Raw genomic sequence first — 15,943 nt, 5'->3', positions numbered from 1 at the left:
TGTTACACTGCCGATCATTCAACTCGATCCGGTGGAGCCCGCTCCGGCTCGGCTCCGCCTGCTGACAAGGATTCAATCATGAGCAGAACCATTCGCATCGCCACCCGCCGCAGCCTGTTGGCACTCTGGCAGGCCGAATACGTCAAGGCAGAACTGGAGCTCCACCACCCCGGTATCCATATCGAGTTGCTGAAAATCGAATCCCGCGGTGACAAGATTCTCGATACGCCTCTGGCCAAGATCGGCGGCAAGGGTCTGTTCGTCAAGGAGCTGGAAAACGCCTTACTGGAAGGCCGCGCCGACATCGCCGTACACTCCATGAAGGACGTGCCGATGGAGTTCCCGCAGGGACTGGGACTACCGGTCATCTGTGTACGTGAACAGCCTACCGATGCCTTTGTCAGCAACCAGTACGATAACCTGGATGCTTTGCCGGAAGGCGCCATCGTCGGTACCTCTTCCCTGCGCCGCGAAGTACAGATACGTGAGCGCCGCCCGGACCTGGAAGTGCGTTTTCTGCGCGGCAACGTCCAGACCCGACTGGCCAAGCTGGACGCAGGCGAGTACGACGCCATTATTCTCGCCACCGCAGGCCTGTTGCGACTCAAGTTACAGGATCGCATCCGCCATGAAATGTCACCAGAAGAGAGCCTGCCTGCTGGTGGCCAGGGTGCCGTGGGTATCGAATGCCGCAACGATGACGCCGAACTGATCAAACTGCTGCAACCGCTGCATCACACCGACACCGCTGATCGCGTACTGGCCGAACGTGCCATGAACCGCCGGCTCGAAGGTGGCTGCCAGGTGCCGATCGGCTGCTACGCCACCCTGAGCGAAGACGGGGATGAGATATTCCTGCGCGGACTGGTGGGTCGCCCGGATGGCAGCAAGGTACTGCGCGATGAAATCCGCGGCCCTCGCGAACAGGCCGAGGCAATGGGTATTACTCTGGCCGATCGTTTGCTGGCCGCCGGTGCTGACAAGATTTTGGCCGAGGTGTACAAGGAACGTGGCTGAACCGATACAACCCCTGTGCGGACAGCGGATACTGGTGACCCGCCCTGCACATCAGGCCGAAGGCCAGGTGGCGTATTTGCGCGGACTGGGGGCTGAGCCCGTCTGCCTGCCCCTGCTGGAGATCATGCCCACCGGAGAAGAAGACGGTGCCGACTACCAGCAATGCAAACGCTGTATGCTGGACTTGGATCTCTATGACGGCGTCATTTTTGTCAGCCCCAATGCAGCACGCATCGGGGCCGACTGGATCGATCAGTATTGGCCGCAGTTGCCGGTTGGCGTGCGCTGGATCGGTATAGGCCAGCAAACCTGTGACGCCCTGGAACAGTTCGGCATCCATGCCTGGCATGCCGAGGGTGGCTTCGACTCCGAGACACTGCTGGCGGACCCGTCCATGCAGTCCGTGGCCACGCAACGCTTCCTGATTGTGCGCGCCGATGGAGGACGAGACATGCTGGCCGATACGCTGAGCCAGCGGGGCGCTCGAGTCGACTATGCCCATATCTATCGGCGCGTCTGTCCAGCCCATTCGACCGACATTATCCAAAGTACTATTTATGCACAGCCGATATCGGCTATCCTCATTACCAGTGGTCAAGCCTTGCAGAACCTGCTCACGCTGAGCGGAAGCACCGATGCAGGCCTGGCTGAAATCCGGATCATCGTTCCCAGTGCCCGCCTTGCCGAGCTGGCCCGTTCGCTGGGATTCACCCGAATCCGGGTAGCACAGGGACCGGACGACCGCAGTATGGTCGAAGCACTGCTACCCGCCTGACAATCGGAACCACCGGCATGAAAGAAACCCGCGACAATTCATCTGAACCAACCAATAAGCCCGCTGACGCACACGATGAGTCCAGCAGCAAGACAAAGGACTCCCCTGCTACGGATACCAGCAAATCAGCCGCTGAAACCACCAAAGAAAAACCGGAAGTCAACCAGGACGCTAATGCAGCCTCCAGCGCAGCTGCCGACAAACCTGCCAAACAGCCCCCACGCAAGCCGAAGGCTGAAAGTGAAAAACGCTGTGGCGCAACCTGGCCCGGCAAGCTGGCACTGGTGCTGTCGCTTATAACCCTCGGCGGCGGAGGCTATCTGGCTTGGGAAGGCTGGCAACTGAAACAACGGAACAGCCAGATGCAGGAACGCCTCAGCCAACAGGTCGAAACCGCCCTGGCCAATGGTCGAGCCGAAGTGGCCCAGACAGTCAGCAGTGTAAACCAGCAACTGGGACAGCTGCAGGCCCGCTCGGAAGCCGAAGCGCAGAATATCGCCGAGCTGCAGGATCGACTGACCCGGAGTATCCAGCAAGTCACAGCGAGCCGTGAGCTCAGCCGCAAAGACTGGTTGCTGGCCGAGGTGGAATATCTGTTGCGACTGGCCAATCAGCGCGTATTAATGGAACAGACTCCGAATGGCGCACTGACTCTCCTGAAATCGGCCGACACCATTCTCAGTGAAACTGATGACGTTACCATCTACGATGTACGCAAGGCGTTGGCCGCTGACATCGCAGCGCTGGAAGCAGTGCCCAGACTGGATAGCGAGGGGGTATTCCTGCGACTGGGTGCGCTCAACCGTCAGGTGGACAACCTGCGTGTGGTACCCGTCAGCGAACGACGTGAGCTGCCGCAGATGCTGGAAGAGATCACACCCGAAAGTGTCAAGCAGTCCTGGGGCGACGGTTTCAAGACCAGCTGGAACAAGGCAGTAAACAAGTTTGAGCAGCTGATCGTGATTCAACACCATGACGAGCCCATCAAGCCGCTGATGTCACCTGAGCAAACCTTCTTCCTGCAGCAAAACCTGCATCTGATGCTGGAACAGGCTCAGATGGCCTTGCTGCAGCGCAAGCAACAGGCTTTCGATAGCAGCCTGAGCAAGGCGCAGGAGTGGATTGCCACCCACTTCGACCCAAAAGATGCCACCACTATTGCCCTGCTCACAGGACTGGCTGAACTCTCCGAGGTAAACGTGGCACCAGAGCTGCCGGACATTTCCGGCTCCCTGAGCAGCCTCAAGGATTATCTCGGTCGCATGCAGCAGTTGCGTGAGGGAGGGCAGAACAGATGAAAAAACTGTTTATCATCCTTTTAATACTGCTGGTAGCCGGCGCCTGGGTTGGCCAGCTGATGGTGCAGGATCCAGGCTATGTACTGCTGTCATACCAGCAGACCTCGGTTGAAACCAGCCTCTGGGTGCTGTTGCTGATACTGGTACTCGGTTTTGCACTGTTGCACTGGCTGTTCAACCTGGTCCATAACATCCGTTTGCCGGGTGATCGTCTGCGCAGCTGGCGCAGTGACCGCAACCACCGCCTGGCGCGCAGCAAAACCCTGAAAGGGCTTGTGGCGCTGTCCGAGGGCAGCTGGTGGAAGGCACAGCGCTACCTGACACAGGCGGCACAGCGCTCCGACCTGCCGGTCATCAATTATCTTGCGGCGGCCCGTGCAGCCCACGAGCAGGGCGACAGCAAATCATCCGATGACCTGCTCAATCGCGCCCGCCAGTCAACCCCCGAGGCAGAGGTCGCGATCGGCATCACTCAGGCAGAAATGCAGCTGGAGCGTGGTCAACTGGAACCCTGCCTGGCCACACTGCTCCATCTGCGACGCCAGGCACCCAAACATACCCATGTCATCCGCCTGCTCAAGGAAGCCTATCTGAAGCTGGAGGACTGGAAAGGCCTTACCGAGCTTCTACCGGAGCTAAAGCGACTGCAGGCGATGAAAGATGACGAGCTGGAACAACTTGAGCTGCAATGTCACCTGCATCAACTCGAATACAGCATCTCCAGCCTGCCGGACGGAGCCGATGCACAGGAACGCCTGCGCAGCCTCAGCCGCAGCTGGCAGTCCATTCCACAGCCACTGCTGCGCAACCCGGTACTGGTCAGCCGCTATACTGATCTGATGATCGAGATCGGCGCCGAAGTGGAAGTCGAGAAAATGCTGCGTGACCTGATCAAACGCCAGTGGGACGAGCACTTGGTCAGGTTGTATGGCCGCATTCAGGGTGAAAATGCCGAGAAGCAACTGAATATAGCCCGCGGCTGGCTCAAGCAGCACGCCGACAGCCCTGGTCTGGAGCTGACACTGGGGCGCCTGAGTATGCGTAACGCACACTGGGGCAAGGCGATCAATCACTTTGAGCGCAGCCTTGAGCTGCAGCCCGACGCAGAGACCTTCAAGGAGTTGTACCGCCTGTTGCATCACTTGGGCGAAGACAAGCGTGCGCTCGATATGATGACACGCGATTTGCAACAGCTCGACAACTCACTGCCGGCGCTGCCTCTGCCTGCACCGAACAGCGAGAGCCATTGAGCCTGCCCCAAACGAAAACGCCCGGCAAAGCCGGGCGTTTTCATATCACTGGCAGCAAAATGAACTAGGCCGGTCGCGGCGCCCAGGCAAACACGTCAGAATGAACCTGATTCTCTGCCACCCCTTTTTCCATCAGTCGATCCAGCAAGGCATACACCATCCCAGGTGAGCCACAGGCATATACCGCCAGATCCTCGATACTGTCCAGGTCTTCGGCAATGGCATCCGGCATAAGCCCGGTACGCCCGGTCCAGCCCGGACTGGTTTCGGGTTCGCTCACCACCGGCACAAAATGCACATTGGCATGTTCATGCGCCCATTGCTGTGGAAGCTTCTCCAGATAAAGGTCTGCCTCCATGCGCGCGCCCCAGTAAATATCAATCCGGTTGCGGGCCTGATTAGCCAGCAGGTGTTCGATCATGCTCTTGATCTGAGCAAAGCCAGTGCTGGCAGCCGCAAATACAAATCGGGTTTCAGGCGTTACGTCAGCCATAGTCAGGCTTACAGCACCCTTGGGCAGCTCGATCTGGACGGATGGACTGGTTTGCAGATAACTGAGGATCATGGCATTGAACTCACTGCCCGGCACCTGGCGTATATGCAGTTCAAGGTCTCGCCCTTGATCCGGTGCCGACGCAATGGAAAAGGATGCCTTTTTCCCCTCCGGCAACAGAATATCCAAATACTGGCCGGCTCGATAATGCATCGACTCCGGGTCCACCGCTGTCAGACGCAGCCGAACCCGAAACACATCCTGATTCAGGGCTTCGAACCCTGTCACATCACATACTCTTGTTTCCAAAACATCACTCCTTGCTGCAGGCAACCGTAGCCGCCTGCCGGTATCAGTTGTCTAGAATACCCAGCTGATCCCAGATCTCGTCCACCCGTTGCTTCACGGCTGGGTCCATCTTGATCGGTTCACCCCACTCGCGAGTGGTTTCGCCTTCCCACTTGTTGGTGGCATCCAGCCCCATTTTCGAGCCCAGACCCGAGACCGGTGAGGCAAAATCGAGATAGTCGATCGGCGTATTGTCGATCATCACCGTATCCCGCTGCGGGTCCATACGAGTGGTGATCGCCCAGATCACGTCATTCCAGTCGCGAGCATTGACGTCGTCATCGCAGACGATGACAAATTTGGTGTACATGAACTGGCGCAAAAACGACCAGACACCCAACATGATCCGCTTGGCATGCCCCGGATACTGCTTCTTGATCGTGACCACCGCCATGCGATAGGAGCAGCCTTCCGGCGGCAGATAGAAGTCCACAATTTCGGGAAACTGCTTCTGCAGGATCGGCACAAATACTTCATTCAGCGCGACGCCAAGAATAGCCGGCTCATCTGGTGGCCGTCCGGTGTAGGTGCTGTGATAGATGGCATCCTTGCGCCGTGTGATCCGCTCTACGGTAAACACCGGGAAACGATCCACCTCGTTGTAGTAGCCGGTATGATCGCCGAACGGACCTTCGTCCGCCATCTCCTCGGGATCAATGTACCCCTCAAGAATAATTTCCGCGCTGGCCGGCACCTGTAGATCACTGCCAATGCACTTAACCACTTCGGTTTTGCCACCGCGCAACAGGCCAGCAAAGGCATACTCGGACAGGGTATCCGGCACCGGCGTCACAGCACCCAGAATGGTCGCCGGATCGGCGCCCAGCGCCACTGCAACCGGAAAGCGCTCACCGGGATGAGCCAGCTTCCATTCACGGAAATCCAGGGCGCCGCCACGGTGGGCCAGCCAACGCATGATCAGTTTGTTGCGACCGATCAACTGCTGACGGTAGATGCCCAGGTTTTGTCGCGGCTTGTCCGGCCCGCGGGTGATCACCAGTGGCCAGGTCACCAGCGGACCGGCATCACCGGGCCAGCAGGTCTGGATCGGAATACGGTAAAGGTCAACATCATCGCCCTCGATGACCATCTCCTGACAGGGCGCCTTACGCACCTGTTTCGGCCCCATGTGCAGCACCTGACGATACAACGGCAGCTTGTCCCAGGCATCCTTCATGCCGCGGGGCGGTTCAGGCTCCTTAAGCTGGGCCAGCGTCTTGCCGACCTCTCGCAGGGCCGCTACCGACGTCTCACCCATGCCCAGCGCCACACGTTCAGGAGTACCGAACAGGTTGCCCAGCACTGGCATGTCATAGCCCTTGGGGTTCTCGAACAGCAGCGCGGGGCCACCGGCCTTGAGGGTACGGTCGCAGATTTCGGTCATTTCCAGTACCGGGTCAACCGGCATCCGGATACGCTTGAGTTCGCCACGCGCTTCCAGCATCTTGATGAAGTCGCGCAGGTCCTTGTATTTGGGTGTCGACATGGGATCGCCTGTCCAAAGAATACGACTGGGTACATCCTGTACATAAAAAAGGGGTAAGTGATTAGCTTACCCCGCTTTCGTCGCCTTGGTTCACTACAGCAGGTGAATTCGGCTTACTTGCGCTTCATCGACAGGAAGAACTCATCATTGGTCTTGAAGTCCTTCAGTTTGTCGATCACAAACTCGGTAGCTGCGGAGTCGTCCATCGGATCCAGCAGCTTGCGCAGAATCCACATCCGCTGCAGCTCTTCTTCGCTGGTCAGCAGATCTTCACGGCGGGTACCTGAACGGCGGATATTGATCGCCGGGAATACACGCTTTTCAGCAATCTTGCGGTCCAGGTGGACTTCGGAGTTACCGGTACCCTTGAACTCCTCGAAGATAACCTCGTCCATTTTCGAGCCGGTATCAACCAGTGCGGTGGCGATGATCGTCAGACTGCCGCCTTCTTCGATATTACGGGCTGCACCAAAGAAGCGCTTGGGGCGCTCCAGTGCGTGTGCATCAACACCACCGGTCAGTACCTTGCCCGAAGATGGGATAACGGTGTTGTAGGCACGCGCCAGACGTGTGATGGAGTCGAGCAGGATCACCACATCTTTCTTGTGCTCGGTCAGGCGTTTGGCCTTTTCCAGCACCATTTCAGCAACCTGTACGTGACGTGACGGCGGTTCGTCGAAGGTGGATGCAACCACTTCACCACGAACGGTGCGCTGCATGTCGGTCACTTCCTCGGGGCGCTCGTCGATCAGCAACACGATCATGTAGCATTCAGGATTGTTACGGGTGATGCTGTTGGCAATGTTCTGCAGCATCAGCGTCTTACCGGCCTTGGGCGGTGATACGATCAGGGCGCGCTGGCCCTTGCCCATGGGGCACACCAGATCGATGACACGCGCCGTCAGATCCTCGGTACTGCCATTGCCGATTTCCATCCGCATGCGCTGTTGTGCAAACAGAGGCGTCAGGTTTTCGAACAGGATCTTGTTTTTCGCGTTTTCCGGGCGATCATAGTTGATCTCGTTGACCTTCAGCAGCGCGAAGTAGCGCTCCCCATCTTTCGGCGGGCGAATCTTGCCCGAGATGGTGTCACCGGTGCGCAGATTGAAACGACGGATCTGACTGGGAGATACATAGATATCGTCAGGGCCAGCGAGGTAGGAAGAATCGGCTGAGCGCAGGAAGCCGAAGCCGTCCTGCAGGATCTCCAGCACACCGTCACCGTAGATGTCCTCTCCGCTTTTGGCATGTTTCTTCAGAATAGCGAAGATCACGTCCTGTTTGCGGGAGCGGGCCATGTTGTCGAGGCCCATTTCGATGGCGATATCCAGAAGTTCCGGAACGCTTTTTAGTTTGAGTTCGGTAAGATTCATAGTATTCAGAGAAGCAGCCCAGAGTCGGCTGGTTACGGATGGAAACCGGATGGTTAGTCGGAAGAAATAAGGTTAAGGTCTTACTTGTGACACCCAGACAATGGATCGCCGGGCCGGTATGTGGAACCACTATAAAAGGTAAAACAAGACCTGTCCAGCAGAAGCTGGTGGAAAAACGCGACCGTTTCGCAGCCTGCGTGTTTCCACCGGGCCAGGCTCACAGATTGGCGTCGATGAAAGCCGCCAGCTGAGACTTGGACAGCGCGCCTACCTTTGTCGCTTCCACATTACCGCCCTTGAACAGCATCAGAGTCGGGATGCCACGAATGCCAAACTTGGGCGGCGTTTCATTATTTTCGTCGATGTTCAATTTGCAAACCTTCAGTTTGCCCGCATATTCCTTGGCGATCTCTTCCAGCACCGGGGCGATCATCTTGCAGGGTCCACACCACTCGGCCCAGTAATCTACCAGCACAGCGCCCTCAGCCTTGAGAACATCTTCTTCGAAGGAGGCGTCAGTCACATTGACGATATTTTCACTCATGGATCGATTCTCCAGTGCACGAGGTGCGTTTAAGACATTGTCAGGATGATAACACCTGCTCCCCACGCCTGCCACATCCTGTCCGTCGTACACTGCAGCACGACTGTCATCATAAAAGGGTAGCATCCGGCCCCCGTTAACCGGTATTTTTGCACTCTTGACCGCTGTAAATTGGGGAAAATCGCTGATGTACGCACAGGACACGGCTGCCGTGACGACCGCCGACACCTCTCTGCTGGCTGCCATCGATCTCGGCTCCAACAGTTTTCACATCATCGTTGCCCGCGTTTTTGCCGGCGAACTGAGCACACTGGACGTACTGTCGGAGAAAGTACAACTGGCTGCCGGGCTCGACGCCGAAGGCTGCCTGACAGAAAACGCCATGGCACGTGGGCTTGAGTGTCTGGGCCGCTTCGCCCAGCGGGTCGTGGACCTTCCCCGCCAATCGATTCGGGTAGTCGGCACCAACGCATTGCGCGAAGCTCGCAACAGTGATGACTTCATTGCCCGGGCCGAGGCCCTGCTGGGCACACCGGTTGAGGTCATCGCCGGTCGAGAGGAGGCCCGCCTGATCTATCTTGGTGTCTCGCATACTCTGGCCGATGATAGCGGCCGACGTCTGGTGGTGGATATTGGCGGTGGCAGCACTGAGTTCATTATCGGCTCCCGGTTTGAACCACGCCTGTGTGAAAGTCTGCAGATGGGATGTGTGAGCTATACCGACCTGTTCTTTTCCGGCGGCGAAATCTCGGCTGCCGCCATGCGAGAGGCACGCACAGCCGCCCTGCAGGAGCTGCTGTCAATCCGGCGTGACTATCGCCGCCTCGGCTGGAGCAGCAGTGTAGGAGCATCAGGCACCATCAAGGCCGCCCGTCAGGCCTGTATCTCTCTCGGCCTGAGCAATGACCAGATCAGTGCCAGTGGACTGAAACAGCTCAGCGAGTATCTGGTCAGTGTGGGGCATATTGATCGCATTCAGATTGATGGCATCAAGCCTGAGCGCTGTGCCGTACTGCCCGCCGGCATCGCCATTCTCGGCGCCATTTTCGAATCTCTGGGCGTCGAAAGCATGAGTTTTTCAGAGGGCGCCCTTCGTGAAGGCCTGTTATATGACATGGCAGGCAGACTGCGCCATGAGGATGTACGCGAGCGCACCATCACCGCACTGGCTCGGCGTTACCACGTGGATAGGCGTCAGGCCGCTCGGGTAGAGGCGACAGCACTGGCCGCTCTGGAACAGACAGCAGAGGCCTGGAAGCTGCAGGATATCGAGTACCGAGAATTGCTGAGTTGGGCGGCCAGGACCCACGAGATCGGACTCGCTGTAGCCCACAGCCAGTTTCACAAACACAGCGCCTACCTGCTGCAGCACTCAGACTTGCCCGGCTTCACCCGCCCCGAACAGCAGCAGCTGGCATTTCTGGTGCGGGGCCACCGACGCAAGTTTCCCAAGGATGAGTTTCGCAACCTGCCGCCTGCTCTGAAAGCATCCTGCCGCTACCTCTGTCTGCTGTTACGGCTGGCGGTATTGCTGCACCGCAGCCGCAGCAAGGCACGCCTGCCTGCTTTCAGGCTTAATGTGGACGGACATCGAATCGAGCTGGCACTCCCTCCGGGCTGGTTGGATCAACATCCCTTGACCCGGGCTGACCTGGAGCAGGAAGCCGGCTACCTGCGCAATATTGATTTCAAGCTCAAGATCAGCTGATGTATCGAGCCCTGCTGCATTCGATCAGAGAGATTCTGACTGACAGTTACAGGGTGATTCTGACCCTGTTCAAAGTGATGGTTCCGGCCATTCTCATCGTCAAGCTGCTGACTGAACTGGGGGCTGCTGAACTGCTGGGTCATCTGTTTGCGCCCTTGATGGGCTGGATGGGGCTGCCGCCCGAGGCGGGGTTGATCTGGGCCAGTGCCATGCTGACCAATATCTACACCGGCATTATCATCTTCTTTTCCACCACCGGCACTGAGCACTGGAGCATCGCCCAGGCCACCATTCTTGGTACCCTGCTGCTCAGCGCTCACAACCTTCCGGTTGAGATTCGCGTGGCACAGAAAGCGGGCTGTCGTGTCATTCCACAACTGCTGCTGCGTATCGGTGGCGGCATTGTTCTGTCTGTGCTGCTGCACCAGTTCTATCAGCACAGTGAAACCCTGCAGGCCGTCAATCGCGTCCCTTGGGTACCTCAACCGGAAGACCCAAGCCTGCTCGGGTGGACACTAGGCCAGTTGAAAACACTGGCATGGACTGCGGGAGTCATCGTTCTGCTGCTGACCGCACTGCGCCTGTTGCGTCTGCTCGGCATCGAGCGTCTGCTGGAATGGTTGCTGCGACCATTACTGAAACTAATTGGCATCGCGCCCGGCGCTCTGTCAATCACTCTGATTGGCATGACGCTGGGTCTGGCCTACGGCGGAGGACTGTTGATTCGTGAAGCCGAGCGAGGCGACATCGCACCGGCGGATATCTTTGCCGCCATCAGCCTGCTCGGCCTGTGTCACAGCCTGATCGAAGACACCCTGCTGGTCATGCTGGTCGGGGCCGATCTGTCCGGCATTTTCTGGGCACGGCTGGGGTTCGCCCTGCTGGTCATCGCTCTGCTTAGCCGCACCCTGAAACACCCACATTGGCAAAAACTACTGGTACGCTCTGTCGCGCCGACCACTGAACGCTAGCCCCGGATACAAGAACGCCCCGACATGCGGGGCGTTGCGTTTGGATCAAGTCCAGTTTCAGGCTTTGGGACCTGCCGCCAGAATCTCGGCGGATACACCATCAAACTTGGTGAAGTTGTTGACGAACTGTTTGGCCAGATCGGCTGCCGCTGCGTCATAGGCGGCCGGATCAGCCCAGGTATCACGCGGGTTAAGCAACTTGGTGTCAACGCCCGGAACCGCTGTCGGTACCGCCAGGTTGATGCCGTCCAACTGCACGGTTTCGCAATCCTTCAATGAACCGCTCTGGATGGCACTGATGATGGCCCGCGTAGTCGGAATGCTGAAGCGCTCACCGGTACCGAAGGAGCCACCGGTCCAGCCAGTGTTCACGAGGTAAACACGTGAGCCGTACTCTTCAATACGTTTCATCAGCAGTTCGGCGTACACATGCGCAGCACGCGGGAAAAACGGCGCGCCGAAGCAGGTGGAGAAGGTAGACTTGATGCCACCGCCAGAGCCCATTTCGGTTGAGCCGACCAGTGCGGTGTAACCGGACAGGAAGTGGTATGCAGCCGCTTCCTTGCTCAGCACGGATACCGGCGGCAGTACACCGGTCAGGTCACAGGTCAGGAACACGATTGAGTCCGGTTCGTCACCCATGTTGGTGGCAGAACGCTTGTCGACGTGATCGAGCGGGTAGGCGCAGCGACCGTTTTCGGTCAGGGATACATCGTTGTAGTCCGCCTTGCGACTGCCATCCAGCACCACGTTCTCAACGATGGCACCGAAGCGAATGGCGTCCCAGATGATCGGCTCGTTCTTTTTGCTCAGGTTGATGGTCTTGGCATAGCAGCCACCTTCCAGATTGAAGACAACGCCCTTGCCCCAGCCGTGCTCGTCATCACCGATCAGGTAACGCTCCGGGTCCGCAGACAGAGTGGTCTTGCCGGTGCCGGACAGGCCAAAGAACAGGGTAGTGGAGCCATCTTCGCCAATGTTGGCAGAGCAGTGCATCGGCAGCACGTCTTTTTCCGGCAGCAGGAAGTTCTGCACCGAGAACATCGCTTTCTTCATTTCACCGGCGTATCGCATGCCCGCAATCAGCACCTTGCGCTTGGCGAAGTTCAGGATGACGCAGCCATCGGAGTTGGTACCATCACGTTCAGGCTCACACTGGAAGCCAGCCACGTTCAGGATCTGCCACTCTTCTTTGCTCTTCGGATTGTATTCGTGCGGACGGATGAACAGGTTGAGACCAAAAAGATTCTGCCACGCGGTTTCAGTGGTCATTTTGACCGGCAGGTAATGACTGTGATCAGCCCCTACGTGCACATGAGAGACAAAGTGTTCCTTGTCAGTCAGATATTCTTCAACCCGGGTCCAGAGTGCGTCGAACTTGTCGGCGTTGAAAGGACGGTTGATATTGCCCCACTCGATCACGTCAGACGTGCTCGGCTCTTCGACGATGAAGCGATCCATCGGTGAGCGACCTGTACGCTGACCGGTGGTGACAACCAGTGCGCCGGTGTCCGCGAGGACGCCTTCGTTACGCTGAATCGCACGCTCGACCAGCTCAGCCGGGGTCAGATTCACGTGTACGCTAGTGACGGTTTCTTTGGTCATTACTGGATTCCCTTGGCTGTTCGCCAAACAATTACCTGAAAGCAAAAAAGGGCCACTGCGTTCCGGTTAACGCAGCTCGGGTTGTTATTTTTGGGGCCGTATTATTGCACAAAATCCGCCGGGATGGGACTGCCGGAATCATTCTCATTTAAAATCTTCCCCGATCCTACGGCCACCTTTCCAACTCACTGATTATTCAGTGCATTCTACCATCTTCGTCGAGATAGCCCGGTTCGCTGAACAATGCACGGATATCGGTTTCATCGAAATTATAGGTCTGATTGCAGAACTGACAGCCCACATCAATGATGCCGTTCTGCTCCTTGAGAATCTCCAGCAATTCCTCTTCGGTCATAAATTTCAGTGCCTCGGCGCTACGCTCGCGTGAGCAGTCACAGCGGAATCGAAGCGGCTGAGGCTCATACAGCCGACACACCTCTTCGTGGAACAGACGGAACAGCAGCGCTTCGTTGTCCAGCTGAAGCAGTTCTTCATCCTTGAGCGTAGAGGCCAGCATGCTGACCCGATTCCAGTCCTCATCTCCCCGCCCCTCGGCCGGCATAACCTGCAGCATCAGGCCGGCGGCGCGCTGCCCATCAGCGGCCAACTGAATTGAGGTACCCAGCTGCTCAGATTGTTCGAAATATGCCTGCAGGCACTGCGCCAACGTCTCATTTTCAAGCGGGACAACCCCTTGATAGCGCTGACCCTTTTCCGGTTCGATAGTTAAGGCTATACGACCGTTCTGCAGCAGTTGATCAAAACTCAGATCATCGCCCAGTTCTCCATCATAGCGGGCGATGGCGCGCAGATCCTGATGCCGGTTGCACTCAGCCATCAGCATCTTAACCTGCCCTTCCCCTTCAGCCTGCAACAGCAGGCGGCCTTCAAACTTCAGTGTCGCGCTGAGCATGCCGACGGCCGCCAGCATTTCCCCCAGTACCCGCTGCAGTACCGGCGGATAGTCGTGCCGCGCCAGCACTTCCTGGTAACTGGTTTCAAGTCCGACGACCACGCCGCGGACATCAATCTGTTCGAACAGAATGCGCTGGATCTGATCTGGGTTGCTCATGCAGGATTCCCGGAGATTTCTGCTCGTACCGCGTGAGTCGGCCGAGCGGTGTTGCTAGAATAGTGGTTTCGTAATTCTAGCTGAATGGACCGCTGATGATCACCCCGGAACCTGTCTTTTCCACTCGTTGGCGACCGCTGGCATTCATTTCGACTCAGCTGGTGGCGGCTCTGCTGCTGCTCAGCTTTGCCAGCGATGCTGGTCGTGAAATATGGCGCAGCATCGACCGATCGGTATTCTTTACACTCAACGGCTCACTGTTCCACAACGAGCCTTGGGCTCACTTCTGGGCATGGATGAACACCCGCGAGGTTGATGCCCTGTCAGCGGTTGTGATGCTGCTGTTTTTGATCTTCCCCGGACTGGGGGGGCTCAGACGTCATCAGCTTCAGGCTGCATTTACCGGTTTTCTGCTGTTGATGCTGTTGATGTTGCCGATGCGGGAGTTGTTATCTGAGTACGCACACAGCGCCGGCCTCAGTGGTCCAAGCCCGTCCCTGCAGTTACAGCCAGCCTATCTGTTCGGTGAACATCTGCCAGAGATCCCGGCCAAGGACAGTGCGTCTACCAGTTTTCCCGGTGACCATGCCAGTGTGCTGCTGGTCTGGGTCGGTTTTTTGCTGTTCATTCGGCGGAGCCCGGCAACTTTCTGCGCGGCAGGGCTAGGTATTTTTCTGATGTTGCCACGATTGTTTGGCGGAGCCCACTGGTTCACCGATGCTGCCGTTGGTGGCATGTGCCTGGCGCTGACCACCCTGGCATGGGCCTGGGCCACACCGGTTGCCGGCTGGCTCAACCGGTGGCTGCTGATGGGGCTGTCGCCCCTGTACCGTCTGGCCGGCCGCATTCCGCTGCTGGGAAGGCTGCCGTTTTTCAACCCAGGCCGCTGATCAGTCCCAATTGCCCTTGATCCGCAGCAGTTCACGCCGGCTTTTCTTGTTCGGCCGCTGCTCCGGCGCACTGCCCTGGGTCTTGCGTTCCAGTGCCCGCTGTTCGCGGGCGCGGATGCTGTCTTCGGTTTCTCGATACAGCTTTTGTGCTTCCGAGGCACCGCGACGCTGATCCGACAGCTCCAGTACTTCGACTGTTTTTTCGTCATTCCCCTGCCGCAGGCGGATCAGCGCACCGATCTCCACATGCTTGCTGCACTTGCTGCGCTGGCCATCGTAGTGCACCTTGCCACCTTCGATCATCTCCTTGGCCAGGGCCCGAGTCTTGTAAAAGCGGGCGGCCCAAAGCCACTTGTCCAGCCGCACGCCCTGGTGCGCCTGTTGAGACTTTTCGCGCTCCAGTTCTTCCTTATAGTGATGACTCATAGGGCTGCTATCACCTCGCTGAAATCATTGGTTGCATCGAATTCAGTCACTTGCCGCGCCGGCTGCTGCATGTCCGGTTGGGTGATCGACAGCAGGTGAGCGATACCGTACCGCCGTGCAGATGCCAGCACCGCCAGACTGTCATCGACCAATAGTGTGCGCGCCGGGTTGAAAGGCTCCACCTCCTGCAGTGTCTGCCAGAACGCCTGCTCTTCCTTGGGATAGCCGAAATCGTGCGAGCAGATCACCAGGTCCACCTGCTGATCGATACCGGTCACTTCGATCTTGAGGGCCAGACTGTCCCGGTGGGCATTGGTAGCGATCACGGTACGCCGTCCACTGCGGCGCAGCGCCTGCAGAAAGGCTTCGGCGCCGGGGCGGAAGCCGATTCGATCCATGATCTCCCGTTTCAGCTGGGCAATCGGCAGATCAAGCTGCTCGGTCCAGTAGTCCAGGCAGTACCAGCTGAGTGAGCCCTGCTCCTGCCGAATCCGCTCGTGCAGCCACTGGCGGGCATTCTCAAGCTCCAGTCCTCGCTTTTGCGCATAGCGTTGAGGCACCAGATCAAGCCAGAAGTGGGAATCGAAGTGCAGGTCGAGCAGGGTGCCGTCCATATCCAACAGCACAGTATCTATGGCTTGCCAATCAAGCATAATCAGGGAACACTCTGACAGGTAATAACAGTTT

15 protein-coding genes are annotated in these 15,943 nt (G+C 57.7%); 7 read left to right on the top strand and 8 right to left on the bottom strand.

All coding sequences use genetic code 11. The features are described 5' to 3' along the window. Positions 1 to 78: 78 nt before the first annotated feature. Genes hemC through CFI10_RS00955 form a run of 4 tightly spaced genes read left to right on the top strand, consistent with a single transcriptional unit; the run spans position 79 to position 4,340 of the window. Complete coding sequence (gene hemC / locus CFI10_RS00970) at positions 79 to 1,017, top strand: hydroxymethylbilane synthase (protein WP_091826322.1); 939 nt, start codon at positions 79 to 81, stop codon at positions 1,015 to 1,017. Then, on the top strand, positions 1,010 to 1,792 hold the full coding sequence (locus CFI10_RS00965) for a uroporphyrinogen-III synthase (protein ID WP_206838166.1): 783 nt from the start codon (positions 1,010 to 1,012) through the stop codon (positions 1,790 to 1,792). The genes hemC and CFI10_RS00965 overlap by 8 nt, the downstream gene beginning before the upstream one ends. Positions 1,793 to 1,809: 17 nt before the next feature. Next, positions 1,810 to 3,090 (top strand): uroporphyrinogen-III C-methyltransferase, encoded by a 1,281-nt coding sequence (locus CFI10_RS00960; protein ID WP_206838163.1) that lies wholly within the window; start codon positions 1,810 to 1,812, stop codon positions 3,088 to 3,090. Further along, positions 3,087 to 4,340, top strand: a complete 1,254-nt coding sequence (locus tag CFI10_RS00955; RefSeq protein ID WP_206838148.1) for a heme biosynthesis HemY N-terminal domain-containing protein — start codon at positions 3,087 to 3,089, stop codon at positions 4,338 to 4,340. The genes CFI10_RS00960 and CFI10_RS00955 overlap by 4 nt, the downstream gene beginning before the upstream one ends. Positions 4,341 to 4,404: 64 nt before the next feature. Here CFI10_RS00955 and CFI10_RS00950 read toward each other — a convergent pair whose 3' ends face one another. The 4 genes from CFI10_RS00950 to trxA all read right to left on the bottom strand — a co-directional run bounded on the left by CFI10_RS00950 (position 4,405) and on the right by trxA (position 8,584). Beyond that, entirely contained in the window at positions 4,405 to 5,142 is a 738-nt protein-coding gene (locus tag CFI10_RS00950) for an NAD(P)H-flavin reductase (RefSeq protein ID WP_242530072.1), read from the bottom strand. A gap of 43 nt (positions 5,143 to 5,185) precedes the next feature. Next, positions 5,186 to 6,667 (bottom strand): 4-hydroxy-3-polyprenylbenzoate decarboxylase, encoded by a 1,482-nt coding sequence (ubiD, locus tag CFI10_RS00945; protein ID WP_206838143.1) that lies wholly within the window; start codon positions 6,665 to 6,667, stop codon positions 5,186 to 5,188. A gap of 113 nt (positions 6,668 to 6,780) precedes the next feature. Beyond that, positions 6,781 to 8,040 (bottom strand): transcription termination factor Rho, encoded by a 1,260-nt coding sequence (gene rho / locus CFI10_RS00940; RefSeq protein WP_091826312.1) that lies wholly within the window; start codon positions 8,038 to 8,040, stop codon positions 6,781 to 6,783. 217 nt (positions 8,041 to 8,257) lie between these two features. Next, positions 8,258 to 8,584 carry a thioredoxin TrxA gene (gene trxA, locus CFI10_RS00935; RefSeq protein ID WP_091826310.1) on the bottom strand — a complete coding sequence of 109 codons (327 nt, stop codon included), beginning with the start codon at positions 8,582 to 8,584 and terminating at the stop codon, positions 8,258 to 8,260. Between the two features lie 187 nt (positions 8,585 to 8,771). Between trxA and ppx the strand changes: the two genes are divergently transcribed. Both ppx and CFI10_RS00925 read left to right on the top strand, forming a co-directional pair. Beyond that, entirely contained in the window at positions 8,772 to 10,292 is a 1,521-nt protein-coding gene (gene ppx, locus CFI10_RS00930) for an exopolyphosphatase (protein ID WP_206838130.1), read from the top strand. Continuing rightward, a complete protein-coding gene (locus CFI10_RS00925) occupies positions 10,292 to 11,263 on the top strand; it encodes a hypothetical protein (RefSeq protein ID WP_206838127.1) in 972 nt (323 codons plus the stop codon). The genes ppx and CFI10_RS00925 overlap by 1 nt, the downstream gene beginning before the upstream one ends. Before the next feature lie 57 nt (positions 11,264 to 11,320). Here the strand turns inward: CFI10_RS00925 and CFI10_RS00920 are convergent, their stop codons facing one another. Together CFI10_RS00920 and hslO are read right to left on the bottom strand one after the other, a co-directional pair. Next, positions 11,321 to 12,868, bottom strand: coding sequence for a phosphoenolpyruvate carboxykinase (locus tag CFI10_RS00920; RefSeq protein ID WP_091826304.1), 1,548 nt, complete (start codon positions 12,866 to 12,868; stop codon positions 11,321 to 11,323). A 196-nt stretch (positions 12,869 to 13,064) separates the two neighbouring features. Continuing rightward, positions 13,065 to 13,940: an Hsp33 family molecular chaperone HslO gene (gene hslO, locus CFI10_RS00915; RefSeq protein WP_206838124.1), complete on the bottom strand. Its 876-nt coding sequence runs from the start codon at positions 13,938 to 13,940 to the stop codon at positions 13,065 to 13,067. A gap of 95 nt (positions 13,941 to 14,035) precedes the next feature. Here hslO and CFI10_RS00910 point away from each other — a divergent pair, with 95 nt between their 5' ends. After that, positions 14,036 to 14,830: a phosphatase PAP2 family protein gene (locus CFI10_RS00910; RefSeq protein WP_206838121.1), complete on the top strand. Its 795-nt coding sequence runs from the start codon at positions 14,036 to 14,038 to the stop codon at positions 14,828 to 14,830. On the opposite strand, the gene hslR is transcribed toward CFI10_RS00910, so the two are convergent. Beyond that, the gene (gene hslR / locus CFI10_RS00905) at positions 14,831 to 15,256 is read right to left on the bottom strand and encodes a ribosome-associated heat shock protein Hsp15 (RefSeq protein ID WP_206838104.1); all 426 of its coding nucleotides are present in this window, start codon (positions 15,254 to 15,256) and stop codon (positions 14,831 to 14,833) included. Continuing rightward, positions 15,253 to 15,909 carry a GMP/IMP nucleotidase gene (gene yrfG / locus CFI10_RS00900; RefSeq protein WP_091826513.1) on the bottom strand — a complete coding sequence of 219 codons (657 nt, stop codon included), beginning with the start codon at positions 15,907 to 15,909 and terminating at the stop codon, positions 15,253 to 15,255. Before yrfG ends, hslR begins: the two co-directional genes overlap by 4 nt. Positions 15,910 to 15,943: the final 34 nt, after the last annotated feature.

The organism is Marinobacterium iners (assembly GCF_017310015.1).
GTDB lineage: Bacteria > Pseudomonadota > Gammaproteobacteria > Pseudomonadales > Balneatricaceae > Marinobacterium > Marinobacterium iners.
Note: the sequence above shows the minus strand (reverse complement) of the source record. Positions and strands in the feature narration are given on the sequence as shown.

What these genes read in the sequence shown, in the direction of transcription:
- hemC (WP_091826322.1), top strand. Translation starts at nt 79, where the DNA reads ATGAGCAGAACCATTCGCATCGCCACCCGCCGCAGCCTGTTGGCACTC.
- CFI10_RS00960 (WP_206838163.1), top strand. Translation starts at nt 1,810, where the DNA reads ATGAAAGAAACCCGCGACAATTCATCTGAACCAACCAATAAGCCCGCT.
- CFI10_RS00955 (WP_206838148.1), top strand. Translation starts at nt 3,087, where the DNA reads ATGAAAAAACTGTTTATCATCCTTTTAATACTGCTGGTAGCCGGCGCC.
- ubiD (WP_206838143.1), bottom strand. Translation starts at nt 6,667, where the DNA reads ATGTCGACACCCAAATACAAGGACCTGCGCGACTTCATCAAGATGCTG.
- rho (WP_091826312.1), bottom strand. Translation starts at nt 8,040, where the DNA reads ATGAATCTTACCGAACTCAAACTAAAAAGCGTTCCGGAACTTCTGGAT.
- trxA (WP_091826310.1), bottom strand. Translation starts at nt 8,584, where the DNA reads ATGAGTGAAAATATCGTCAATGTGACTGACGCCTCCTTCGAAGAAGAT.
- ppx (WP_206838130.1), top strand. Translation starts at nt 8,772, where the DNA reads ATGTACGCACAGGACACGGCTGCCGTGACGACCGCCGACACCTCTCTG.
- CFI10_RS00925 (WP_206838127.1), top strand. Translation starts at nt 10,292, where the DNA reads ATGTATCGAGCCCTGCTGCATTCGATCAGAGAGATTCTGACTGACAGT.
- CFI10_RS00920 (WP_091826304.1), bottom strand. Translation starts at nt 12,868, where the DNA reads ATGACCAAAGAAACCGTCACTAGCGTACACGTGAATCTGACCCCGGCT.
- hslO (WP_206838124.1), bottom strand. Translation starts at nt 13,940, where the DNA reads ATGAGCAACCCAGATCAGATCCAGCGCATTCTGTTCGAACAGATTGAT.
- CFI10_RS00910 (WP_206838121.1), top strand. Translation starts at nt 14,036, where the DNA reads ATGATCACCCCGGAACCTGTCTTTTCCACTCGTTGGCGACCGCTGGCA.
- hslR (WP_206838104.1), bottom strand. Translation starts at nt 15,256, where the DNA reads ATGAGTCATCACTATAAGGAAGAACTGGAGCGCGAAAAGTCTCAACAG.
- yrfG (WP_091826513.1), bottom strand. Translation starts at nt 15,909, where the DNA reads ATGCTTGATTGGCAAGCCATAGATACTGTGCTGTTGGATATGGACGGC.